This window comes from Streptomyces sp. NPDC034086 (assembly GCF_055575515.1).
Genome location: NZ_JBVISM010000013.1, coordinates 53,591 through 77,774, shown reverse-complemented (window position 1 = coordinate 77,774; position 24,184 = coordinate 53,591). Strand labels below are relative to the sequence as shown.

At 74.6% G+C, this 24,184-nt stretch carries 17 protein-coding genes; 11 read left to right on the top strand and 6 right to left on the bottom strand.

The features are described from left to right. The first annotated feature begins 73 nt into the window (after nucleotides 1–73). From ACZ514_RS25445 to ACZ514_RS25435, 3 genes are all read left to right on the top strand, one after another. Nucleotides 74–1,930 carry a glycoside hydrolase family 13 protein gene (locus tag ACZ514_RS25445; protein WP_469125756.1) on the top strand — a complete coding sequence of 619 codons (1,857 nt, stop codon included), beginning with the start codon at nucleotides 74–76 and terminating at the stop codon, nucleotides 1,928–1,930. A 26-nt stretch (nucleotides 1,931–1,956) separates the two neighbouring features. Next, a complete protein-coding gene (locus ACZ514_RS25440) occupies nucleotides 1,957–2,988 on the top strand; it encodes a LacI family DNA-binding transcriptional regulator (protein WP_468174906.1) in 1,032 nt (343 codons plus the stop codon). A gap of 95 nt (nucleotides 2,989–3,083) precedes the next feature. Continuing rightward, complete coding sequence (locus ACZ514_RS25435; RefSeq protein WP_468174903.1) at nucleotides 3,084–3,971, top strand: phosphatase PAP2 family protein; 888 nt, start codon at nucleotides 3,084–3,086, stop codon at nucleotides 3,969–3,971. Between the two features lie 37 nt (nucleotides 3,972–4,008). Here the strand turns inward: ACZ514_RS25435 and ACZ514_RS25430 are convergent, their stop codons facing one another. After that, nucleotides 4,009–5,589 carry an amidohydrolase gene (locus tag ACZ514_RS25430; RefSeq protein WP_469125755.1) on the bottom strand — a complete coding sequence of 527 codons (1,581 nt, stop codon included), beginning with the start codon at nucleotides 5,587–5,589 and terminating at the stop codon, nucleotides 4,009–4,011. 61 nt (nucleotides 5,590–5,650) lie between these two features. Then, the gene (locus ACZ514_RS25425; RefSeq protein ID WP_469125754.1) at nucleotides 5,651–8,638 is read right to left on the bottom strand and encodes a bifunctional [glutamine synthetase] adenylyltransferase/[glutamine synthetase]-adenylyl-L-tyrosine phosphorylase; all 2,988 of its coding nucleotides are present in this window, start codon (nucleotides 8,636–8,638) and stop codon (nucleotides 5,651–5,653) included. 192 nt (nucleotides 8,639–8,830) lie between these two features. Between ACZ514_RS25425 and ACZ514_RS25420 the strand changes: the two genes are divergently transcribed. The 3 genes from ACZ514_RS25420 to ACZ514_RS25410 all read left to right on the top strand — a co-directional run bounded on the left by ACZ514_RS25420 (nucleotide 8,831) and on the right by ACZ514_RS25410 (nucleotide 14,386). Further along, nucleotides 8,831–11,212, top strand: a complete 2,382-nt coding sequence (locus ACZ514_RS25420; RefSeq protein WP_469125753.1) for a PIG-L family deacetylase — start codon at nucleotides 8,831–8,833, stop codon at nucleotides 11,210–11,212. Nucleotides 11,213–11,527: 315 nt separating this feature from the next. Continuing rightward, nucleotides 11,528–13,603, top strand: a complete 2,076-nt coding sequence (locus tag ACZ514_RS25415) for a PIG-L family deacetylase (protein WP_469125752.1) — start codon at nucleotides 11,528–11,530, stop codon at nucleotides 13,601–13,603. A gap of 90 nt (nucleotides 13,604–13,693) precedes the next feature. Continuing rightward, complete coding sequence (locus tag ACZ514_RS25410) at nucleotides 13,694–14,386, top strand: hypothetical protein (protein ID WP_469125751.1); 693 nt, start codon at nucleotides 13,694–13,696, stop codon at nucleotides 14,384–14,386. A 65-nt stretch (nucleotides 14,387–14,451) separates the two neighbouring features. On the opposite strand, the gene ACZ514_RS25405 is transcribed toward ACZ514_RS25410, so the two are convergent. Continuing rightward, on the bottom strand, nucleotides 14,452–15,813 hold the full coding sequence (locus ACZ514_RS25405) for a glutamine synthetase family protein (RefSeq protein WP_344153501.1): 1,362 nt from the start codon (nucleotides 15,811–15,813) through the stop codon (nucleotides 14,452–14,454). A gap of 176 nt (nucleotides 15,814–15,989) precedes the next feature. Here ACZ514_RS25405 and ACZ514_RS25400 point away from each other — a divergent pair, with 176 nt between their 5' ends. From ACZ514_RS25400 to ACZ514_RS25390, 3 genes are all read left to right on the top strand, one after another. Further along, nucleotides 15,990–16,376 carry a hypothetical protein gene (locus tag ACZ514_RS25400; RefSeq protein WP_468174879.1) on the top strand — a complete coding sequence of 129 codons (387 nt, stop codon included), beginning with the start codon at nucleotides 15,990–15,992 and terminating at the stop codon, nucleotides 16,374–16,376. A gap of 69 nt (nucleotides 16,377–16,445) precedes the next feature. After that, a complete protein-coding gene (locus ACZ514_RS25395; RefSeq protein WP_468174877.1) occupies nucleotides 16,446–17,096 on the top strand; it encodes a DUF3105 domain-containing protein in 651 nt (216 codons plus the stop codon). Then, the gene (locus tag ACZ514_RS25390) at nucleotides 17,093–17,749 is read left to right on the top strand and encodes a DUF305 domain-containing protein (RefSeq protein WP_469125750.1); all 657 of its coding nucleotides are present in this window, start codon (nucleotides 17,093–17,095) and stop codon (nucleotides 17,747–17,749) included. The genes ACZ514_RS25395 and ACZ514_RS25390 overlap by 4 nt, the downstream gene beginning before the upstream one ends. Before the next feature lie 18 nt (nucleotides 17,750–17,767). Here ACZ514_RS25390 and ACZ514_RS25385 read toward each other — a convergent pair whose 3' ends face one another. Further along, nucleotides 17,768–18,661 (bottom strand): alpha/beta fold hydrolase, encoded by an 894-nt coding sequence (locus ACZ514_RS25385; protein ID WP_469125749.1) that lies wholly within the window; start codon nucleotides 18,659–18,661, stop codon nucleotides 17,768–17,770. After that, nucleotides 18,658–19,386 carry a DUF998 domain-containing protein gene (locus ACZ514_RS25380; protein WP_468174868.1) on the bottom strand — a complete coding sequence of 243 codons (729 nt, stop codon included), beginning with the start codon at nucleotides 19,384–19,386 and terminating at the stop codon, nucleotides 18,658–18,660. The genes ACZ514_RS25385 and ACZ514_RS25380 overlap by 4 nt, the downstream gene beginning before the upstream one ends. Nucleotides 19,387–19,831: 445 nt before the next feature. On the opposite strand from ACZ514_RS25380, the gene ACZ514_RS25375 reads away from it, so the two are divergent. Beyond that, on the top strand, nucleotides 19,832–21,022 hold the full coding sequence (locus ACZ514_RS25375; protein ID WP_469125748.1) for a DUF4190 domain-containing protein: 1,191 nt from the start codon (nucleotides 19,832–19,834) through the stop codon (nucleotides 21,020–21,022). Between the two features lie 80 nt (nucleotides 21,023–21,102). Beyond that, nucleotides 21,103–22,857 (top strand): NAD+ synthase, encoded by a 1,755-nt coding sequence (locus ACZ514_RS25370; RefSeq protein WP_468174863.1) that lies wholly within the window; start codon nucleotides 21,103–21,105, stop codon nucleotides 22,855–22,857. Nucleotides 22,858–22,941: 84 nt separating this feature from the next. On the opposite strand, the gene ACZ514_RS25365 is transcribed toward ACZ514_RS25370, so the two are convergent. Continuing rightward, a complete protein-coding gene (locus ACZ514_RS25365; protein WP_468171223.1) occupies nucleotides 22,942–23,970 on the bottom strand; it encodes an endonuclease/exonuclease/phosphatase family protein in 1,029 nt (342 codons plus the stop codon). Nucleotides 23,971–24,184: the final 214 nt, after the last annotated feature.

Here is a 24,184-nt window from a genome sequence, read left to right as displayed (position 1 = left end):
TTGCTGGTGGATCGTGTGCTCTTCTCTCCCACGGGCCCGCAACCACGGGGTGTGTACGCGCGTTGACTCCGGTATGAACCACGAGTTGACGGCCGTCCCGCTTGCAAGAGCTTCCAGCGACCCGACCGTGACCGGCGGCTGGTGGCGCGATGCCGTCATCTACCAGGTGTACGTCCGGTCCTTCGCAGACAGCGACGGCGACGGCGTCGGGGACCTCCGCGGGGTGCGGGAGCGGCTCCCCCACCTGGCCCGGCTCGGGGTGGACGCCGTGTGGCTGACCCCCTTCTACGTCTCCCCGCAGGCGGACGGCGGCTACGACGTCGCCGACTACCGGGCCGTCGACCCCCTCTTCGGCGACCTCGCCGACGCCGACGAGCTCGTCCGGGCCGCCCACGCGCTGGGCCTGCGGGTGATCGTGGACGTGGTGCCGAACCACACCTCCGAGGCGCACCCCTGGTTCCGGGACGCCCTCGCGGGGGTCCCCGGCGCCCGTGAGCGGTACCTGTTCCGGCCGGGGCGCGGCGCGGACGGGTCGCTGCCGCCGAACGACTGGGAGTCCGTCTTCGGCGGCCCGGCCTGGACCCGCGTCCCGGACGGCGACTGGTACCTGCACCTCTTCGCGCCCGAGCAGCCCGACCTGGACTGGGAGCACCCGGAGGTCGCGCAGGAGTTCGCCTCCGTCCTGCGCTTCTGGCTCGACCTGGGCGTCGACGGCTTCCGCGTGGACGTCGCCCACGGCATGGTCAAGGCCCCGGGCCTGCCCGACATCGGCCGCGGCGCGCAGGCCACGCTGATCGGCTCCGAACCGCTGCCCTTCTTCGACCAGGACGGGGTCCACGAGATCCACCGCTCCTGGCGGCGCCTGCTGGACTCGTACGAGGGCCGGCGCATCGCGGTCGCGGAGGCGTGGGCGCCGACCTCGGAGCGGCTCGCGCTGTACGTACGGCCCGACGAACTGCACCAGGCCTTCAACTTCAGGTTCCTGAACTGCCCCTGGGACCCGGTGGCGATGCGGACCGTCATCGACGAGTCCCTGGCCGCCACCGCCTCGGTGGGCGCCCCGACGACCTGGGTGCTGTCCAACCACGACGTCGTACGGCACGTCACCCGCTACGGGGGCGGGGCGCGCGGCCTGGCCCGGGCGCGGGCGGCGGCACTGCTGATGCTGGCGCTGCCCGGGTCGGCGTACGTCTACCAGGGCGAGGAGCTCGGCCTGCCGGAGGTGACCGACCTCCCGGACGGGGCCCGCCAGGACCCGGCGTTCCGTCGCGGCCGGCGGCGGACCGCGGTGGCCGCGGCCCGCACGGGGACGGGGACGGCGGCGGCCGGGGCGGGGACGGCACCCGGGGCCGGAGCCGGGACGGCGGCGGCGGCGGCCGGGACGGCGGCGGCGGTGGCCGTGGCGGAGACGGTGGCGGTGGTGGAGACGGAGGCCGTGGCCGAGGCGGAGGGGCAGGACGGGCTGCGCGACGGGTGCCGCGTCCCGCTCCCCTGGTCCGGCGACGAGCCCCCGTACGGCTTCGGCCCCGGCGGCAGCTGGCTCCCGCAGCCCGCCGACTGGGCGGGCCTGACCGTCGCCGCCCAGACCGGCGACCCGCACTCCACGCTGGAGCTGTACCGCGCCGCGCTGGAACTGCGCCGGGCCATGCCGGGCCTGGGCGCGCCGGAGTCGGGCCAGGGCGGGTGCCGCGAGGAGTGGCCCGGGGCGGGGGCGGGGCCCGCGGTCTTCGCGCGGGGCATGCGCTGGCGGCCCGCGCCCGACGGGGTCCTCCTCTTCACCCGCCCCGGCTTCGCCTGCACCCTCAACACCCGGCCCGAGCCGGTGGAGCTGCCCTCCCCCGGCCGGCCGGTGCTCTCCAGCGCCCCGGTGGAGACCGACGGGCGCACGGTCCGTCTTCCCCCCGATTCCTGCACGTGGTGGGCGATGTGAGCCGGCTACCGGTACAGTCCAATCCCGTGACCGCACGGCTAGCCGACATCGCAGCCCAGGCGGGGGTCAGCGAAGCCACAGTCAGCCGCGTGCTCAACGGCAAGCCCGGTGTGGCCGCGGGCACCCGCGAGTCCGTGCTGGCCGCGCTCGACGTGCTCGGCTACGAGCGGCCCGTACGGCTGCGCCAGCGCAGCGCGGGCCTCGTCGGGCTCATAACCCCCGAGCTGGACAACCCCATCTTCCCCGCCCTGGCGCAGGTCATCGGCCAGGCGCTGACCCGGCAGGGATACACGCCGGTGCTGGCGACGCAGACGCCCGGCGGCTCCACCGAGGACGAACTGACCGAGATGCTGGTGGACCGCGGGGTCTCCGGGATCATCTTCGTCTCGGGACTGCACGCCGACACCACCGCCGACATGGGCCGCTACGACCAACTCCGCGGCCAGGGCGTCCCGTACGTCCTCATCAACGGTTTCTCCGACAAGGTGCGGGCCCCCTTCGTCTCCCCCGACGACCGGGCCGCGATGCAGCTCGCCGTGACCCACCTGACGGCGCTGGGGCACACCCGGATCGGCCTCGCGGTCGGCCCCAAGCGGTTCGTGCCGGTCCTCCGCAAGATCGAGGGCTTCGTGAGCGCGATGCGGGAGCGCCTCGGGCTGACCGAGGCGGAGGCGCAGGAGCTGGTCCAGCACTCCCTCTACAGCCTGGAAGGCGGCCAGGCCGCCGCGGCCGCCCTCATCGGGCGGGGCTGCACGGCGGTGGTGTGCGCGAGCGACATGATGGCGCTCGGCGCGATCCGGGCCGCCCGGCAGCAGGGGCTGCGGGTGCCGCAGGACGTGTCGGTGGTCGGCTTCGACGACTCCCCGCTCATAGCGTTCACCGATCCGCCGCTGACCACCATCCGGCAGCCGGTGCAGGCCATGGGGCAGGCCGCGGTGCGGACCCTGCTGGAGGAGATCGGCGGTACGCCGGCCCCGCACAGCGAGTTCGTGTTCCTGCCCGAGCTGGTGGTCCGCGGCTCCACCGCCTCGGGGCCGGGGCAGCGGCGCAGCCCGTAAGGGGTGCGGGGTAGTCCGCAGGGCGGAGGAGAGGCGTCGAAGACCGTCCCGAGGGATGATCGGAGGCGGGAAGGCATCTGGCAGACTCTCTGCCCATGGGTGAAGCGAGCGTGAAGACACTGGAAACCCGGACGGACGTCTCGTCACCCCACGTGACGGAGCAGGAGACCCGTCCGGCGCCGGAGCGCTCGCTGCTGGACCGGCTGCGGGTCCCGCGACGGCCGCGGATCTGGTTCGAGGTCCTGCTGATCGCCGTCAGCTACTGGACGTACTCGCTGATCCGCAACGCGGTGCCCGAGCAGAAGGCGGCCGCGCTCGCGAACGCCGACTGGATCTGGTCCGTGGAACACGGGCTCGGCATCGCCGTGGAGCGGTCCGTCAACCACGCCGTGAACTCGGTGACGTGGCTGATCGTCGGCATGAACTACTACTACGCCACGCTGCACTTCGTCGTGACGATCGGCGTCCTGGTGTGGATCTACCGGTTCCATCCCGGGCGTTACGCCGCCACCCGCCTCGTCCTCTTCGCCACCACCGGCGTCGCCCTGGTCGGTTACTACCTCTACCCGCTCGCGCCGCCGCGGCTGATGAACGGGGAGACCTTCGTCGACACCGTGCTCGTGCACCACACCTGGGGTTCCATGGCGTCGGGGAACCTGAAGAACATGTCGAACCAGTACGCGGCGATGCCCTCCATGCACATAGGGTGGTCGCTCTGGTGCGGCCTGACGATCTTCGCGGTGGCCTCCGCGCCGTGGGCGCGGATCCTGGGCCTGCTGTACCCCGCGGTGACCCTCGTCGTGATCGTGGCCACCGCCAACCACTTCTGGCTCGACGCCGTCGGCGGCATGCTGTGCCTGGCCTTCGGGTACTCCGTCTCCCGCGCCTGGTACGGGACGCTGCCGCACCGGCTGCCGCGCCGGCCGCTGCACACCGGTCCGCACCCGGCGTCGGAGCTGCTGAACCGCTTCCGCCGGGCGTAGGCCGTCTCTTCCGGATCTTGCCTGACCCGCGTCGCCCCTAGAGCCCGTTGTGGGTGATCCGGCCGCCGGACACGGTCAGGCGTACGGGTGCCTCCGCGAACTCGTCGGGGGCGGCGGTGACCGGGTCGAGGGCGAAGGCCGTCAGGTCCGCGCGGCAGCCCGGGGCGATCCGGCCCGCGACGGCCTGCTCCCCGGCAGCGAGGGCCGCGTGGGAGGTCATGCCCTCCAGTGCCATCAGCCCGGTCAGGGAGCGGCCGCCGGATGCCGCGCCGCGGGGGCGCTGGGCGGTGGCGAGGACCTGGCGGGCGTCGTGGTGGGCGACGGGCCAGTCCGAGCCGAGGGCCAGGACGGCGCCCGCGTCGCGCAGGTCCCGGCAGCGCCAGGCGCGGCCGGCGCGTTCGTCCCCGAGCCGCCTGGACCACTCGTCGGTGCGGTCGGCGCGGGTGCGGGCCGTGTGCGGGGGCTGCATGGAGGCGATCACCCCGAGCTCGGCGAACCGTGTCAGCTGGTCGTCGGGGACGGTCTCGACGTGCTCGATCCGGTGCCGCATGCGGGCGGGTGCGCCGAGGGCCGCGATGGTGTCCAGCACGTGCCGGACGGCCGCGTCACCGACGGCGTGGGTGGCGGTGCGGACCCCGGCCGCGTCGAGGACCCGTACGGCCCGGCCGTACGCGTGCGGGTCGGGCCAGAAGGCCGCGGTGCCACGGCCGTGGCAGTCGGCGTGCTCCAGCCAGGCAGTGCCGCCCTCGACGGTGCCGTCCATGAAGAACTTGACGCCGCCGATCCGCCAGTCGCGTCCGTGGACGCCCTGGAGGCCGATCAGCCCGTCCAGGGCGGCGGCGTCGGCGCCGGGCATGCACCAGGGTGACAGCCGCAGCCGCAGGGGCAGGTCCGTCTGGTACTCGACGGTGGAGAGCAGGGCCGGGACGCCTCCGTCGCCGAGGTCCATGACGTGGGCGCCGGTGAGTCCGGTGGCGGCCATGGCGTCGAGCACGGCGAGCAGGCGGGAGCGGCGCTCCGCGGGGCGGGGCCGGGGGGTGAGCGCACCGACCAGGGACATCGCGGCGTGCTCGACGAGGTGCCCGGTGGGGCGGCCGTCGCCATCGCAGACGATCTCGGAGCGGTGGTCGAAGGCGCGCGGGCCGGTGATGCCGGCGGCGGCCAGGGCCGGGCCGGTGGCGAGGGCGGAGTGGCCGTCGTAGAAGCCGAGGTAGGCAGGGGTCCCGCCGAGGACGTCCTCGACGAGGTCCCGGTCGACGGGGCGGCCGCCGAAGGCGTTGTGGTCGAGCCCGAAGCCCAGGACCCAGCCGCCGGTGCGGTCGGCGGTGCGCAGGACGGCCCGTAGCCGGTCGAGGTCCCGGACGGCCGAGAGGTCGGTCCCGGTGACTGCCTCGGCGCCCCAGACGGGGTGGCTGTGGGCGTCGGTGAGGCCGGGGGTGAGGGTGGCTCCGCCCAGGTCGAGGACCCGGGTGCCGGGGCCGCGCCAGTCGCGTACGTCGGCCTCCTCCCCGACGGCCACGATCTCGCCGCCGCGCACGGCCACGGCGCCGGCGCGGGGGCGGCGGGGGTCGAGGGTGCGGACGCGGGCTCCGGTGAGGACGGTGTCGGCGGCGGGCACGGGGGCTGTCCCTCCTTGTGTCTCTCCTCGGCCGGGCGGCGGGGGGCCGTCGGGGGTGCGGTCACGCGCCGTAGAACAGGTCGTCCACCACCGCGCGGGCCCGGCGGGTGGTGCGGCGGTAGTCGTCCAGGACCTCGCCGACCCTGCCCTCCGGGTAGCCCAGGTAGCGGCCGACGGCGGCCAGTTCGCGGGCGTCCGAGGGGAAGGTGTCCCCGGCGCGGCCGCGGACCAGCATCACGGCGTTGCGGACGCGGGTGGCCAGGACCCAGGCGTCGTCGAGGATCTGGGCCTCCTCGGTGGGGAGCAGCCCGGCGGCGTGGGCGGCGGCCAGGGCGTGGCGGGTGCGGGTGGTGCGCAGGCCGGGTTCTGCCCAGGCGTGCCGCATCTGGAGCAGCTGGACGGTCCACTCGACGTCGCTGAGCCCGCCGCGGCCGAGCTTGGTGTGCAGGGTGGGGTCGGCGCCCCGCGGCAGGCGTTCGGACTCCATGCGCGCCTTGAGGCGGCGGATCTCGCGGACCGCGTCCTCGCCGAGGCCTTCGACGGGGTAGCGCAGCGGGTCGATCAGCTCGATGAAGCGGCGGCCCAGGTCGACGTCCCCGGCGACGGGCTCGGCGCGCAGCAGGGCCTGGCTCTCCCAGGTCAGGGACCAGCGCCGGTAGTAGGCGGCGTAGGAGGTGAGGGTGCGTACGAGGGGTCCGGAGCGGCCCTCGGGGCGCAGGTCGGCGTCGATGAGCAGCGGCGGGTCGGCGGTGGGCAGCTGGAGCAGCCTGCGCATCTCGGCGATGACGGTCTGGGCGGCCTTGGCGGCTTCCTGCTCGTCGACGCCCTCGCGGGGTTCGTGGACGAAGAGCACGTCGGCGTCGGAGCCGTAGCCCAGTTCGTGCCCGCCGAAGCGGCCGACGCCGATGACGGCGAAGCGGGTGGGGAGGGTGTCGCCCCACTGCTCGCGCACGGCGGCGCGCAGGGCTCCGGCGATGGTGGCGGCGGTGAGGTCGGAGACGGCGTCGCCGACCCGGTCGACGAGGGCGCCGCAGTCCTTCTCGGCGGGGCTGTCCTCGGTGCCGTAGGAGGCGATGATGTCGGCGGCGGCGGTGCGGAACAGCTCGCGGCGGCGGACGCCCCGGGCGGCGGCGACGGCGGCCTCCGCGCTGTCGGCGCGGCCGACGGCGGCGAGCACCTCCTGCTCGAGGGCTTCGTGCGTACGGGGCTGAAGGCCTTCGGGGTCGCCGAGCAGGGCGACGGCCTCGGGGGCGCGCATGAGGAGGTCGGGGGCGAGGCGCCCGGCGGAGAGCACGCGGGCGAGGTTCTCGGCGGCGGCGCCCTCGTCGCGCAGCAGGCGCAGGTACCAGGGGGTCTTGCCGAGGGCGTCGGAGACCTTGCGGAAGCCGAGGAGTCCGGCGTCCGGGTCGGCGGAGTCGGCGAACCAGCCGAGGAGGACCGGCAGCAGGGTGCGCTGGATGGCGGCCTTGCGGCTGACGCCGGAGGCGAGGGCCTCCAGGTGGCGCAGGGCGGAGGCCGGGTCGGCGTAGCCGAGGGCCTCGAGGCGCTGGCCGGCGGCGCGCGGGGAGAGCCGTGCCTCGCCCGGGGCGAGCTGGGCGACGGCGTCGAGCAGGGGCCGGTAGAAGAGCTTCTCGTGCAGGCGGCGCACGACGGAGGCGTGCCGGCGCCAGGCCTTGTTGAGCTCGGCGACGGGTTCGGTGCGCAGGCCCATGGAGCGGCCGAGGCGGCGCAGGTCGGCCTCGTCCTCGGGGACGAGGTGGGTGCGGCGCAGCCGGTAGAGCTGGATGCGGTGCTCCATGGCGCGCAGGAAGCGGTACGCGTCGTGGAGCTGGGCGGCGTCGGCGCGGCCGACGTAGCCGCCGGCGGCGAGGGCGTGCAGGGCGTCGAGGGTGGTGCCGGAGTGGAGGGTGGCGTCGCTGCGGCCGTGGACGAGCTGGAGCAGCTGGACGGCGAACTCGACGTCGCGCAGACCGCCGGGGCCGAGTTTGAGTTCGCGGTCGACCTGGGCGGCGGGGATGTTGTCGACGACGCGGCGGCGCATCTTCTGGACGTCGGCGACGAAGTTCTCGCGTTCGGCGGCCTGCCAGACGAGGGGGGTTATGGCGGCGACGTACTGGGCCCCGAGGTCGGGGTCGCCGGCGACGGCTCGGGCCTTGAGGAGGGCCTGGAACTCCCAGGTCTTGGCCCAGCGCTGGTAGTAGGCGAGGTGGGAGGAGAGGGTGCGGACGAGGGGGCCGTTGCGGCCCTCGGGGCGCAGGTTGGCGTCGACGGGCCAGATGGTGCCCTCGACGGTGGTCTCGGAGCAGATCCGCATGAGGTGGGAGGCGAGGCGGGTGGCGGCCTGGAGCGCCTTGTGCTCGTCCGCGCCGTTGGCGGCCTCCCCGACGAAGATCACGTCGACGTCGGAGACGTAGTTGAGTTCGTTGCCGCCGCACTTGCCCATGGCGATCACCGCGAGCCGGCACTGGACGGCGTCCTCGGGGGCGGCGGCGGTCACCATGCGCAGGGCCGCGCGGAGGGTGGCGGTGGCGAGGTCGGCGAGTTCGGCGGCGGTCTGGGCGACGTCGGTGGTGCCGCAGACGTCGCGGGCGGCGATGGACAGCAGGCAGCGGCGGTAGGCGACGCGCAGGGCGACGGGGTCGTGGGCGTCGGCGAGGCCCTGCTCGAACTCGGCGAGGCCGGGGTGCAGGTCGGCGGCCTCGTAGGTGACGAGGGCCTGCCAGTCGCGGGGGTGGCGGGCGAGGTGGTCGGCCAGGGCTTCGGAGGAGCCGAGCACGCCGAGGAGGCGGTCGCGCAGGGGTTTGGCGCTGACGAGGGTGTCGAGGAGCAGGGGCAGCTCCTCGGGGGTCTGGGCCTCGGCGAGGCGCACCAGCCCGTGCAGGGCGAGGTCGGGGTCGGCGGTGGCGCCGAGGGCGTCGAGGAGGACCGGGTCGGCGCGTACGGCGGCCAGCGCGTCGGCGTCGAGGAGCCGGGCGGCGTGCGTGGGGTCGGTGAACCCGCTGCGCAGCAGCCTGATGAAGGTGCTGCTCCTGCGTCCCGGGACTGTCATCCCGCCGCCTCCCGAGTGTGTCGCTGCCGATGGGGTGTGGCCGGCCTGGGAGCGAGCCTAGCCGGAGCAGGCGTTCGACTCACCGGGCACCGTGGCCGATATCATGAGGCGGATTATCGGATTATCTGCTTACTTGTTAGATCTATGTGCCCGGGGGCCCGGTCCCCACCCGACCGGCCGCGAGGAGCCCCCATGTCCGACGGACCCGCCGGCTCCGCCGCGACCCCGCCCTCCTCGCACGCGCCCGAGCCGTCCTCGACCCCTGCTGTACGGGTCCCCCGGCAGCGCGGCACCTCCGCGGCACCGGCGGGGAGCCGCGCCGGGGCCGGCACGGGTGGCGGCACCGGGGCCGCGCGCGGGGCCGAGGCCGTCCCGGGCGGGGGCGAGGCCGTCTCCGGCGGGCCCGGCGCCGTCTCCGGCGGGCCCGGCGCGGCGGCGGGCGGCGCGCGCGGTACCCGGGAGGACCACGGCGCGGCCGCCCGGCATCCGGTCGCGCGGAAGATCGTCAAGGCCGTCGGGCTGGTCGCCGCCACCGCCGCGGGCAGTATGCTCGTGCTCCGCGGCAACGAGGCCCTCGCCGCCCTCGACGCGCCCGTCACCGCCGATTCCCGGGCCACCACCGCCACCGCCGTGGACGCCCCCGACCCCGGCCGCGTCCTCCAGATCGTCGCCCACCCCGATGACGACCTGTACTTCATGAACCCGGACCTGCGGTACTCCATAGCCGCCGGCCACCCCGTCACCTCCGTCTACCTCACCTCCGGCGAGGCCGACGGCATCAACGCGGGCGCCGCCAAGCAGGCCTCCACCCCGCCCGACAAGCCCGCCTACGCCGAGGCCCGCCAGAACGGCATCCGCGCCGCCTACGCCAAGATGGCCACCGGCGACCGCAGCAGCGCCTGGAAGCGGACGGTGGTCCCGACCAAGGGCGGCGGGTACGCCGAGGTCGACGTCCTCGTCGCCAAGCCCGAGATCAACCTCGTCTGGCTGCAGCTGCGCGAGGCCGGCAACGTCTACGCGGACGTCCCCGACAGCCTCCACGGCCTGTGGGACGGCAAGGTCCCGCACCTGGAGTCGGTGCTCGCGTCCGGCTCCCCGGTCAAGCACGGGTTCACGTACACCAAGGACCAGGTGGTCGAGTCCATAGCCGGCATCCTGGAGCGGTACCGGCCCACCACCATCCGCGTCCAGGACCCGACGCCCGGCCGGTTCCAGGACACGAAGCGGTACACGGACCACCAGGACCACTTCTACGGCGCCCGCTTCGTGCAGCTGGCCACCGCCGCCTACGCGCGGGAGGTCAAGGACCGCCCGCACTTCGCGGTGCAGAACTACATCGGCTACTTCAACGGCTCCCTCCCCAGCACCCTCGACCCCGGCGAGGCGAAGGAGAAGCTGGACATCCTGGACACCTACGCCTGGCTCGACCGGGAGAACCACTGCGGCAGCGAAGCCGGCTGCGGCGACCTCAAGGTCGCCGACCGCCCCTCGGGCAACCGCTGGACGCAGACCGTCAACTACGCGCGCGGCACCAGCACCTCGTGGCTCACCTCCGACGGCGAGCACGGCCTGTGGGCCTTCAAGGTGCTCGACGGCCAGGTCGCCGTCTGGCACCGCACCGGCCTGATCGGCAGCTGGAGCGGACCGCGCCTGCTCCCCGGCACCGGCATGGACCCGGGCATCTCCACCGTCACCCTGGGGGACGGCCGGATAGCCGCCTTCGGCACCCGCACCTCCATCGGCGACAAGCCCGCCGACTACCTGCGCGAGGTCGTGTACGCGGTCCAGCGGGCCCCCGGCTCCGAGGAGTTCGGCCCCTGGCAGTCGCTCGGCACCCCGGAGACCGCCGACGACGCGTGGACCTCCGACATCAGCGCGCCCGCCGTGTCCGTCGACGGCACCGGGGCGCTCGCCGTGTACGTGCGCGACGGCGCCTCCACCCTGCGCGGCCGCGTCCAGCGTCCCGACGGGGAGTGGGGCCCGTGGGAGGGGCTCGGCGGCTCCGGGCTGCACGGCACTCCGGCCACCGCGACCGACGGGGCCGGGCGGCGGATGGTCTTCGCCGCCACGACGAAGACGGTGACGGGCTGGGCGCAGCCGGAACCCGGCGCCCCGCTGGGCCCGGCCACCCCCACCGGGCTGCCGGAGACCACCCTGCCGCTGACGGCGCAGGGGCGCGGGGGCGGGGTGCGGCTGCTGTTCCGCAAGCCGGGCTCGGGCAACGTGCGCTCCGCGCTGGTGACGGCCGGGGACGGGCTGCGGGTGCACGGCCTGACCGACCTGGGCGGGCTCCAGGGCTTCGGGCCGGTGACGGCGAGCGGGCACGTGCTGGCGGGCCGCTCTGCGGGCGGCCAGCTGGGCTCGGACGTCGGGCCGAGCGGGGCGTGGCAGCGCTCGCCGCTGATGTTCGTGGGGGCGCCGTCCAGCACGATGACGGGGAAGAACCTGGTCAGCCTGGCCGTGGTCGGCCTCGACGCGCGGCTGTACGTCACCTCGTCGGCGGACGACACGGACGCGCACCTGGCTCCGTGGCAGCCGGTGGGGCCGCGCAACACCCGCGCCGGAGGGCGGTAGCCGGACCGGCGCGGCCGGGCGGGGGGGGCGTACGGGGGCGGCGGGGGGCGCGCGGGGGGCGGGGGCAGGGCCCTCTCAACCGCCGTGCCGCGACCGCCGCGACGGCCGCGACCGCTTGCGGGATCCCCTCCTCCACCGCGTCCACGATCCGGTCGGTTCGCACCGGCGCGGCACGGGCAGGGCACCATCACTTCCGGTCGTTTTCGGAAAAGCGCGCGTCATCGTCGAAATCGGTGAACCAACTCCCCCGATTCGGCCTCTCAGTGACTGCACAGCGGTTCTTCCTGCCCGAAGCGACCTCAAGAGGCCGTGACCATGCCCCTTTCCCGCCGCCGTCTCCTCCTCGCGGCCGTGCTGCCCCTGCTCACCGTGGGGGCCTCCGGCGTGCTCGCCGTCACCTCCGGCCAGCAGACGGCGGCCGAGACCGGCGAGGGGAAGAACCCGGTCGCCGCCCTGCCCGCGAGCACGACCTCGGGCACGGTCGTCCAGGTCGTCGCGCACCCCGACGACGACCTGTTCTTCATGAACCCCGACCTCAGCCGCTCCCTGCTGGCCGGGCTGCCCGTCACCACCGTCTACCTCACCTCCGGCGAGGCGGACGGCCGCAACGAAGCGCGCGGCGGAGAGGCCAAGGACCCGGAGCAGCCCGCCGACCGCGCCCGGTACGCGGAGGCCCGGCAGAACGGCATACGCTCCGCCTACGCCGAGATGGCCACCGGCGACCGCGCAGGCGCCTGGAAGCGCACGGTCATACCCACGGCGGGCGGCGGGCAGGCCGAGCTCGACGTCCTCGTCGCCCGCCCCCAGGTCAACCTGGTCTGGCTCCAGCTGCGCGAGGCCCGCAACCCGGCCGCGGACAACCCGGACAGCCTGCGCGGCCTGTGGAACGGCCGGATACCGGCGCTGGGTTCCCAGCTCACCACCGGCACCCCCGTCAAGCAGGAGTTCTCGTACACCAAGGACCAGGTGATCGAGTCCATATCCGGGATCCTGGAGCGGTACCGGCCGACGACGATACGGACGCAGGACCCGACGCCGAACCGGTACGCCGCCACCGGGAAGTACACCGACCACCAGGACCACATGTACGGCGCCCGCTTCGTGCAGGCCGCCACCGCGCTGTACGCGGAGCGGGTCGCGGACCGGCCGCGGTTCTCCGTCCAGAGCTACCTCGGCTACCACAACGGCAGCCTCCCGCACGCGCTGGACCCGCAGACCGCCGAGACGAAGACCGGCTTCCTGAGGACGTACGCCTGGCACGACCGGGCCGACTACTGCGGTTCCCCCTCCGGCTGCGGCGACCGCAAGGTGGCGGGCAGCCCCACCGGCCGCCACTGGGCCCAGTCGCTGCGCTACGCCCGCGCCGACACCACCTCCTGGCTCACCGAGGGCACCCCCGGCCGGCTCTGGGCCTTCGCCGCGCTGGACGGGCGGATGGCCGTCTGGACGCGCGACCGGGCCGGGACCTGGACGGGGCCCGTCCTGCTCCCCGGCTCCGGCATCGACCCGGGCGCCGCCACCGTCCGCCTCCCCGACGGCCGCGTCGCGGTCCTCGCCACCCGCACCGTGCTCGGGCCCCGCCCCGCCGACTACCGGCGGGAGGTGGTGTACGCGGTCCAGTCCGCGCCCGGCGGGCCGTTCGGGGCGTGGGCCTCCCTCGGCACCCCCGAGCCGGACGACGAGCCCGGCACCTCCGCCATCAGCACCCCCTCGGCCGCCGTCGACGCCGAGGGCCGCCTCACCGTCTACCTCCGCGACTCCCGCCGCACCCTGCGCGCCCGCGCCCAGCAGCCGTCGGGGGCCTTCACCGACTGGGAACAGCTGGGCGGCGAGGACCTCCAGAGCGACCCGGTCGCGGTGGTCGACGCCGCCGGCCGGCGCCACGTGTACGCCGCCACCACCGCGTCCGTGCTGGCCTGGACGCAGCCCGCCCCCGGCGCCCCGCTCTCGGGGCCGCACCCCACCGGACTGCCCGCCACCACGGTCCCCCTCTCGGCGGCCCGGGACGGCGCGGGCATCCGCCTCTACTTCCGCCGCCCCGACTCCGGGGTGGTCCGCAGCGCGCTCGTCACGGCGGGCGCGGGCGCCCCGCGGGTCTCGGGGGTCTCCGAGTCCGGCGGCCGGGCCGGCTACGGCGCGGTCGGCGCCGCGGGCCGCACGGTGACGGGCCGCGCGGACACCGGCACCGTCGCCGCGACCACCCTGGGCGGGCCGCCCGCCTGGACGGAGTCCGGGATGCTGTACGCGGGCGCCCCGTCGGCGGTACTCGGCCCGGCCGGCGCCACGACCACGGCCGTCCTGGGCCTGGACGCCCGGCTCCACACCACGACCACCGGCCCCGCCGGATCCCGCCCCACCTGGCACCCGGCGGTCCGGACGCCCCCGGCCTGACCCGCCGCCGCGCAGGCGGGCACGGGCCGCCCGCCGATATCCTGGGAGGAGCATCGAGCATCGGGGGCATCCCGCCCGGAGGGCCGCACGATGAACCAGCACCGTTTCCTCACGCTCCTCGCCGCCCCGCTCCTCGCCTCCTCGGCCGTCCTCACCCCGGCGGCCGCCGCCGCCCCGGCGGCCGCGCCCGCCGTCGGCTCCTGCGAGCTGGTGGCGACCGGGGAGGGCAGGCACTCCTCGTACGACCTCGTCCTGGAGGGATTCGAGCCGGGCCAGTCCGTCACGATCAACGGCCCGCGGACGAACCAGCGCGCCCGCGTGGACGACGAGGGCGCACTCGACAAGCACGACGTCCGCTACGGCACGTACACCGTCAGCTCCAAGGGCAGCCGCATCGGCTGCACCACACCGCCCCGGGGCCAGCAGGAGGGCGGCAAGCAGGGGAAGGTCAAGGTCACCAAGGTCGAGGTCGTCACCCTCACCAAACCCGGCACCGTGGTCGACTGCTCCAAGCCGAGCAGGGCCGAGTTCGACGGCCGGATCACCGGGTCGGGCAAGGGTGACGTCGACTACTACTGGACCTACGCCTCCAGCTCGGAGCCCTTCGCCAAGGGCAAGGCCCACTTCGAAGCGGGCATCCAGGGCGTCTCGCTCCTCAAGGTGGTCGACCTCCCGGCGACCGTCAACGGCATGTCCCCGAGCGTCTTCATGACCCTCCACGTCCCGTCGGCGGGCCTGAGCGCCCGCAGCGACCAGGTAACCCTCACCTGCTCCAAGCCTTAAGCCCCACCGCAACGCCAACGGGCCGCCGGCCCCCGACCGACGGCCCGCCCGGCCGGAACCAACCCCTACAGCACCGGGAGGTTCTTGCGGAGTTCGAAGGCCGTGACCTCCGAGCGGTATTCCTCCCACTCCTGCTTCTTGTTGCGCAGGAAGAAGTCGAAGACGTGTTCGCCGAGGGTTTCGGCGACCAGTTCGCTGCGTTCCATCAGGGAGATGGCCTCGCCCAGGTTCTGCGGGAGGGGTTCGATGCCCATCGCCCGGCGTTCGGCGTCGGAGAGGGCCCAGACGTCGTCATCGGCGCCCGCCGGGAGTTCGTAGCCCTCCTCGATGCCCTTGAGGCCCGCCGCCAGGAGTACGGCGTACGTCAGGTAGGGGTTGGCGCCGGAGTCGATCGAGCGGACCTCGACCCGGGAGGAACCCGTCTTGCCCGGCTTGTACATCGGGACGCGGATCAGGGCCGAGCGGTTGTTGTGGCCCCAGCAGATGTACGAGGGGGCCTCGCCGCCGGAGCCGGCGGTGCGGGAGGAGCCGCCCCAGATGCGCTTGTAGGAGTTGACCCACTGGTTGGTGACGGCGGCCGTCTCCGCGGCGTGCTTCAGGAGGCCCGCGATGAAGGAGCGGCCCACCTTCGAGAGCTGGTACTCGGCGCCCGATTCGTAGAAGGCGTTGCGGTCGCCCTCGAAGAGGGACAGGTGGGTGTGCATGCCCGAGCCCGGGTACTCGGAGAAGGGCTTCGGCATGAACGTGGCCTGGACGCCCTGCTCGAGGGCGACCTGCTTCATGACCAGGCGGAACGTCATGATGTTGTCGGCGGTGGAGAGGGCGTCGGCGTAGCGGAGGTCGATCTCCTGCTGGCCCGGGGCGCCCTCGTGGTGGCTGAACTCGACCGAGATGCCCATGGATTCGAGCATGGTGATCGCCTGGCGGCGGAAGTCCATGCCCACGTTCTGCGGCGTGTGGTCGAAGTAGCCGGAGTTGTCGGCCGGGACGGGGCGGGTGCCGTCCAGCGGCTTGTCCTTCAGCAGGAAGAACTCGATCTCCGGGTGGGTGTAGAAGGTGAAGCCCAGGTCGGAGGTCTTGGCCAGGATGCGCTTGAGGACGTAGCGCGGGTCCGCGAACGAGGGCGAGCCGTCCGGCATCAGGATGTCGCAGAACATCCGGGCCGTCCCGGGGGCCTCGGCGCGCCACGGCAGTATCTGGAAGGTCCCGGGGTCCGGCTTGGCGATCATGTCGGACTCGTAGACCCGGGCGAAGCCCTCGATCGCCGAGCCGTCGAAGCCGATGCCCTCGTCGAAGGCCTGCTCCAGCTCGGCGGGGGCGACCGCGACGGACTTCAGGAAGCCCAGCACATCGGTGAACCACAGGCGCACGAAGCGGATGTCGCGCTCCTCGAGCGTCCGGAGGACGAATTCCTGCTGCTTGTCCATGCCTTCATCCTCGCAGTTCAGACGATCCGTGCACCACCATCCCAAAGGGGCGGAGGAGCGCGGTCGGGCCCGTCCAGTATCGCCAGTGGTGGTTTCCGCCACATTACGCACCCCCCAGAGCCGATGGCACCCCCGCTCCGACCGCGCACAAGTCATGAGCATTACCATCGGCGCCCATGGGGGGCTGGGAGGACACGGGGAGCGGGCGCCGCGGGCGTCCCGTCCGGCGCGCCTTCCTCGTGCTGCTGATCGCGGCCGGGGTGGCGGCCGGCGTGGCGTTCCTCTGCGTGCGGCCCGCGGCGGCGGAACCCGGACGGGTGCACGCCGCGCACGGTGGGCACGCCGCGCACGCCACCTGTGTGTCCCCGTACGACCCTCCGGGGTGTTCCCCCCTCTCCCACGTCACCCCGGCCGTGCTGCCCGCCCCGCCGCCCGCCGTGGCCCCGCCCCGCGGCGGGCCGGTGCCCGCCGCCCGCCCGGGCGCGGCCGCGGGGCCGGTGCGGCCGCCCGGGACCCTCGCGCGCGCCCCCGGCCTGCACGTCCTGCAAGTGCTGCGGACCTGAGCGCTCCGGCGCACCGGACGGCACCACCGGCTCCACCCCCACACCCCCTCAGCAGAAGGAACAGGGCACATGGCCAGCAGGACGTCACAGCAGAACTCCCGCCAGCAGCGCATAGCCGAGATGCGCCGCGCCGAGCAGGCGCGCGAGCGGCGCAACAAGATCCTCGCGATCAGCGTCTCCACGGCGATCGTCGCCGGACTCGTCGGATTCGGCGCCTGGGTGCTGATCGACCAGAAGCAGAAGGAGAAGGACGCGGAGGCGGCCCGCAAGGCGCCGGTCTCGGGCGAGCAGACCTGGGACGCGAAGAAGCTCGGCCGCAACCACGTCGAGACCCCGGTCAAGTACGAGATGAACCCGCCCGTCGGCGGCGACCACCACCCCCGCTGGATGAACTGCGACGGCGACGTCTACAAGAACCCGGTCCCGGAGGTGAACGCCGTGCACTCGCTGGAGCACGGCGCGGTCTGGGTGACGTACAACGACAAGGCCGACAAGGCCGAGGTCGACAAGCTCGCGGAGAAGGTCGGCAAGACCCCGTACACCCTGCTCAGCCCCGTCAAGGAGCAGGCCGGCGCGATCATGCTCAGCGCCTGGGGCAAGCAGCTGACGGTGGACAAGGCGGACGACCCGCGCGTGGCGCAGTTCTTCACCAAGTACGTGCAGGGCCAGCAGACCCCCGAGCCGGGCGCGGCCTGCACCAACGGGGTGGGCGAGAAGTGACCCGTACGTACTGGGCGGCGGGCGCGGCCGTCGTGCTCGCCGTGCTGTTCGCGGTGGGGGCCACGGTCGCCACCGCGAACGGCCCGGACGGTGACGGCGGGCGCTCCCCGTCCGCCGCCGCGCCGGCCCTGTACTCGCCGGACGCGGGTTTCGCCCGGGACATGGCGGTGCACCACCAGCAGGCGGTGGAGATGTCCTTCATCGTCCGCGACCGCACCCAGGACGAGCCCGTGCGCAGCCTGGCGTACGACATCGCGAACACCCAGGCCAACCAGCGCGGCATGCTGCTGGGCTGGCTGGACCTGTGGGGGCTGCCGAAGGTGGTGGCGGACGAGCCGCCGATGTCCTGGATGTCCTCGCAAGGGGGCCACGCGGGACACACCGGTGCCAAGCCCGGGGCGCTGATGCCCGGGATGGCCACGAAGGAGGAGCTCTCGCGGCTCGGGGCGGCGAACGGCCGGGACGCCGAGGTGCTGTACCTCCAGCTGATGACCGACCACCACAAGGGCGGCGTCGCCATGGCCGAGGGCTGTGCCCGCCAGTGCGCCACCCCGGCGGAGCGGGCGCTGGCCCAGGGCATGGTCGAGGCGCAGCAGTCGGAGCTGACGCTGATGGCGGACATGCTGCGCGGGCGCGGGGCGGCGCCGCGGTAGCCGCCCGGCCCGGCGGGGCTACCCGGGGGCGTGCAGGACCGCCCGCGCCACCTGGTGCGGGCGGTCCAGCATGACCAGGTGTCCGGCCGGTTCGGCGACCTCGAAGCGGGCCCCGAGCACTTCGGCGAGGGCCGCCTGGCGGCCGAGCCAGCGCCGGGCGGCGCCGCCCGGGGAGCCGTCGTGGCCGGCCAGGACGGTGACGGGCGCCGTCAGCGGGTGCTCCGCGCGCAGGGCGAGCAGCTCGGCGGCGGTGTCGGGGTAGCGGGAGTTCTCCAGGAGGGCCCCGCGCCAGACCCGGCCCGTGCGGTAGCAGCGGCGTACGAGGTCCCGCGGGGCCGGATCCGCGGCCCGGCCGGCCCGGGAGGCCCGTACGGCCCCGCCGCGCAGCGCGGGTCCGAGCGCGGCCGGGAGCCCGGCGGCGGTCACGGCCCGGCCGAGCGCGCGGGCGGCGCCGGTGCGCAGCGCGGCGGGCAGCACCGTACGGGGCGCCTCCTCGACGCTGGAGTCGACCAGGACGAGGGCGGCGGTGCGCTCCGGGTACAGGCGGGCGAAGGCCTCGGCGTGGAACCCGGCGAGGGAGTGCCCGACGACGGTGACGGGCTCACCGCCCGGGCCGGGCGCACCCCCCGGGCCCGGCCGGCCGCCCAGGCCCAGCCCGTCCAGCAGGCCCGCGATCCGGCGGGCCTCCCCGGCGGCGCCGGGCGGCTCGGCCGCGGGGGCGCTCAGCCCGTGTCCCGGCCGGTCGAAGCGGATCACGGTCCGGTCCCGGGCCACGAGCAGGGCCGCGACCGGGTCCCAGTCGAACCAGGCCATGGCGAGCCCGGCGCTCAGCACCACGGGCGGCCCGGTGCCCTCGACGACGACGTGCAGCGGGATCCCGTCCACGCGGACGAAGCGGGGCGGGGGGTTCACGTACGGCGCTCCTCGTGGACGGAACGGGCCAGCAGCCCCAGCCAGAGCGCGACCAGCAGCACCTGGAGCCGCTGTCCCGCGCCGAGCGCCCAGGTGCCGTGCCCGGCGGTGAACAGGGCGATGGCGGTCAGCGTCCAGGCGGTGGCGATCAGCTGCATGGTGACGAGGGCGGGTCCGTAGCGGGCGAGGGGCGCGAGCCGCCCGTACCGCCGGGCGGCGACGGTGAGCGCCACCGTTCCGATGAGGGCGCCGGTCATGGCGAGGCTGCTGCTGATGGCGTGGGCCTGATGGGTGGCCGGGACGAGTCCGGCGGTCTCGCGGGCGGCGCATTCGGGGTCGGCGGTGGGCCGGCAGCTGAGCGGCAGCCAGGCGTCGGCGGCGGTGGCCGCGCCGAAGAGGGTGATCCCGCACCAGCCGGCGACGGCCCAGGCGCCCCGGGACGGGGGGTGGCGGACCAGGCGTGCCAGGGCGAGCAGCCCGCCGAGGAGGACGAGCAGGCCGGCGGTGAAGTCGGTGGCCCGGAAGAGGCCGCCGAGGGGCTGGTCCTGGGCGGCGAGTTCGCTGACGTAGGCCTCGACGGGGTTGAGGCCGGTGGAGAGGACGACTTCGAGCACCCAGGCGGTGTACGCGGCCGCGCCGAGACCGATGAGGAGGGCGACGGGCCGGGTGCTCGGGGGCGCGTCTCCCGGGGGGCGGTGCGGACGTTCCGGGCGTTCTGTACGCATGGGGTGAATGATCCTCAGCAGATCCGGCATCGGCGTGCGGCGCCCCCGGGCGGTGCCGCAGCCGGGATCGCCGGGATGCGCGCCCAGGGCCATCCGGCCGAGTCCCGCACGGGGAGAACGTGTGCGCCGCCCGCCGCGTTCCCCGGGCCGGAGTCCAGATTCCGGCACATCGGCCGATTCCGTTCCCGGGCCGGGGGCGGGGGGCGAATCCGCTTGGAGGGGGCCGGGGGGCATGGCAGGCTGCCCGCATCGTCCGTACACCGCGTTCCGCGCTCCGTACGCCGCACACTCCAAGGACGCCTCAGGCATGAGCACGCCCCCGAACCCGCCCGGGACCCCGTCCGGTCCGCCGCCCGAGCCGGCGGACGCGCCCATACCCGGGGCGGGGAAGCCGTCACTGGAGAAGCCGTCACGGGAGAAGCCGTCACGGGAGGACCCGTCTCCGGTGGAACCGTCTCCGCAGGGGCCGCAGACGGACACCGCGTCGCCCGGGCCGTCCGCGCCGGAGCCGGCGGCCACCGCCCCCGAGCCGGTGCGGCCGTCGCTGACGAAGACCCCACCGGCGGACGCCCCACCCGCCGCCGCGCAGCCCGCGGACGCCCCGCCCGCCGACGCCCCGCCCGCCGCCGTCCCGCCCGCCGCCGGGGCGCAGCCCGCCCAGGTCCCGGCGCCGCCGGCCGGGGAGTTCAACCCGTGGGCCGCGCCCGCCCCGGGTGCGGTCCCGCCACAGGCCCCGCCGAGCGCCCCCGCCCCGCCCACCGGCGCCTGGGGCCACCCCGGCCCGCCGCCGGCGCCGCCCTACGCCGCGTACCCGGGACACGCCGCGTACCCCGGCTTCCGGCCCGGGCCCGTCGCGCCGTCCAACGGGATGGCCGTGGCCGCGCTGGTCCTGGGCCTGGTGGCCGTGCCGCTGGCGGTCGTCCCGTTCGTGTTCTGGATCGGCGCGCTCCTCGGCCTGACCGCCGTCGGCCTCGGCATCGCCGCCCTCGTGCGCGCCCTGGCCGGCGCCCCGCGCAAGGTGATGTCGTTCGTGGGCGTCGGCCTCGGCGTGCTCAGTCTGGGCGTCTGCGCCGGCGGCTGGTTCCTCACCGTCGCCGTCGTCGACCGGGCCGTGGAGCGCGCCGGGCGCGAGAGCACCGTGGATCCGGAGTGGGACCGGGAGTGGGACCAGGAGTGGGACGGGGAGTGGGACGAGGACGACCTGCTCGAAGGGGACGGGGACGCCGTCCCGCCCCCGTCGGGCCCGGGCATCACGACGCCGCTCGCCTTCGGCCGTACGTACACGTACCCCAGCGGGATCCAGGTGAGCGTCGCCGAACCCCGGAAGTACACCACCAGCAGCCAGTGGATCGAGGTGGGCAACGCGGTGCGGGTGGACTTCACCATCACCAACACCTCCGACCGGCCCCACCGGGTCGTCCACGCGATCCCCGCGGTCCTCGACGAGCAGGGCAGGCCCGGCAAGCTCGTCTTCGACGGCCGGATGCCCCAGCGCGTCGAGCAGCTGATCGAGCCGGGCCACTCGGCGTCCGGCAGCGCCGCCTACGAGGTGCCGGAGGGCACGAAGTCCGTCAGCGCCGGCCTCTCCCCCGGCGTCCTGCTGCCCCCGGCGAAGTTCACCGGACCGGTCCGCTGAACCGTCCGCCCGGCCCCGGAACCGGCGGCGCCACGGCCCGGCTCAGGACATCGCGTCAGAAAGACGATTAGACTGGGCCCGTGCCTCAACTACGCCTCGCTCTGAATCAGATCGACTCGCAGGTCGGCAACATCGCCGCCAACTCCGACTCGGTCGTGCACTGGACGCGGCACTCCGCCGAGCAGGGCGCCCACCTCGTGGCGTTCCCGGAGATGACGCTGACGGGCTACCCCGTCGAGGACCTGGCCCTGCGGGCGTCCTTCGTGGACGCGTCCCGTACCGCGCTGGCCGCGCTGGCCCGGCGGCTGGCGGACGAGGGGCTCGGGGGGCTTCCCGTCGTCGTCGGCTACCTCGACCGCAGCGAGCGGGCCGTCTCCCGGCTGGGACGGCCCGCCGGGTCCCCGGAGAACGCGGCCGCCGTGCTGTACCGCGGCCGGGTCGTCCTGCGGTTCGCCAAGCACCACCTGCCCAACTACGGGGTCTTCGACGAGTTCCGGTACTTCGTGCCGGGCGAGACCCAGCCCGTCATCCGGGTGCACGGCGTCGACGTCGCCCTGGCCATCTGCGAGGACCTCTGGCAGGAGGGCGGCCGCGTCCCGGCCACCCGCGCCGCCGGGGCCGGGCTGCTGATCTCCGTCAACGCGTCCCCGTACGAGCGCAACAAGGACGACGTGCGCCTCGAACTGGTCCGCAAGCGCGCCCAGGAGGCCGGCTGCACCCTCGCCTACGTGGCGATGATGGGCGGCCAGGACGACCTGGTCTTCGACGGCGACTCGATCGTCGTGGACGCGTCCGGCGAGGTCATCGCCCGCGCCCCGCAGTTCTCCGAGGGCTGCGTCCTGGTCGACCTGGACCTGCCCGCCGCGCGGGCGGACGCCCCCGAGGGGGTGGTGGACGACGGCCTGCGCATCGACCGCGTGATCCTCTCCGAGGAGCCGGTGGAGCCGTACGAGCCGGTCGTGCCCGGCGGCTACGCGGAGCGCCTGGACGACGACGAGGAGGTGTACGACGCGCTGGTCGTGGGGCTGCGCGCGTACGTCAGGAAGAACGGCTTCCGTTCCGTCCTGATCGGGCTCTCCGGGGGCATCGACTCGGCGCTCGTCGCGGCCATCGCCTGCGACGCGGTCGGGGCGCAGAACGTGTACGGCATCGCCATGCCCTCGAAGTACTCCTCGGAGCACTCCAGGGGCGACGCCGCCGATCTGGCGGAACGGACCGGGCTGAACTTCCGCACCGTCCCGATCGAGCCGATGTTCGACGCCTACATGGGCTCCCTGGGCCTGACCGGACTGGCCGAGGAGAACCTCCAGTCCCGGCTGCGCGGCACCCTGCTGATGGCGTTGTCCAACCAGGAGGGGCACATCGTGCTGGCCCCGGGCAACAAGTCCGAGCTGGCCGTCGGCTACTCCACCCTCTACGGGGACTCCGTCGGCGCCTACGGGCCGATCAAGGACGTCTACAAGAGCGACGTCTTCCGGCTCGCCCGCTACCGCAACCGGGCCGCCGTCGAGCGGGGCGAGACCCCTCCCATCCCGGAGAACTCGATCGTGAAGCCGCCGAGCGCCGAGCTGCGCCCGGGCCAGGTGGACACGGACTCGCTGCCGGACTACCCGGTGCTCGACGCGATCCTCGCCCTGTACGTGGACCGGGACCAGGGCCTGGAGGAGATCGTCGCGGCCGGCTTCGACCGGCAGCTGGTGGCCCGGACCCTGCGGATGGTGGACACGGCGGAGTACAAGCGCCGCCAGTACCCGCCGGGCACCAAGATCTCCGCGAAGGGCTTCGGCAAGGACCGCCGGCTGCCCATCACCAACGGCTGGCGGGAGCACGCGTAGCCGCCGCTCCCGGCCCGACGGGCCCGGCAGGGGGCCGGCCGCTCACGCGGCCGGCCCCCTGCCCGCGTCCCGCGGGCGCGCCGCTCACTTGCGCACGGTCACCCGGGCGGCCACCGGGAGGTGGTCGCTGCCCGTGCGCGGCAGGGTCCAGGAGGCCTCCGGCTTCACCCCGCGCACCATGATCTGGTCGATCCGCGCCATCGGGAACTGCGCGGGCCAGCTGAAGCCGAAGCCGTCGCCGGCCGCGCCCTGGGTGGAACGCATCTGCGAGGTGACCTCGGACAGGGCGCGGTCGTTCATGGTGCCGTTGAGGTCGCCGAGCAGGATGACGTTCTTCAGCGGTTCGGCGGCGAGGGCCGCGCCGAGCGCGTCGGCGCTGTTGTCGCGCTGGTTGGCGGTGAACCCGGCGTTGAGCTTGACCCGGACCGAGGGGAGGTGGGCGACGTACACGCCGATCTCCCCGAAGGGGCTCGCGACGGTGGTGCGCATGGCGCGGGTCCAGCCGAGCCGGATGTCCACGGGCTTGCTGGAGGTCAGCGGGTACTTGCTCCACACGCCGACCGTGCCCTCGACCGCGTGGTACTTGTACGCGCCCCCGAGCGCCTTCTCGTAGACGGGCACGGCGCTCGCCTTGAGCTCGGTCAGGGCCAGCACGTCCGCCCGCGAGGTGGCGAGCGCCTCGCCGGTTCCGCGCGGGTCGGGGTTGTCGGCGTCGACGTTGTGGGCGGCGACCATCAGGTTGCCGCGGGAGCCCGACTTGTCGGTGACGAGGCCGCCGAAGAGGTTCACCCAGACCGCGGCCGTCAGCAGTATCGCGATCAGGGCCGTCGCGGACCTGCGGACCACGGCGATGGCCAGCAGGACCGGCACGGCCAGGCCCAGCCAGGGCAGGAAGGTCTCGGTGAGGCTGCCGAGGTTGCCCACGTCGTTGGACAGCTCGGCGTGGAAGACCATCACCAGCGAGATCAGGGCGGCGACGCCGGCGGTGACGACGCCCCGCTTCCAGATGCCGCGGTCGCCCCGCAGCTCGGCCAGGAGGCGCTTCAGTCGGGATCCGGGGGGCCCGGGCTCGGAGCCGCCGTTCCCCGTCTCCGTCATGTACGCCTGTGCCATGCCATGTCCTCGCTGCCGTGCTCGCGCTCCGTCCCCGTGCCTTGACCCTAGGCGATGTCGGGAGCCTTCCGTGCCGTCCTCGCGGCCGTACAACCGGGAGGACGAACGGCCGTGCGGCAAGGGTTCCGCTTGTCACGAAACGCGCACATTGGCTCCGGCGCGCCCGGAGACGGGCCGGGAGTGTGACGGACCGGTCAGCGCGCCGCGGTCCTCC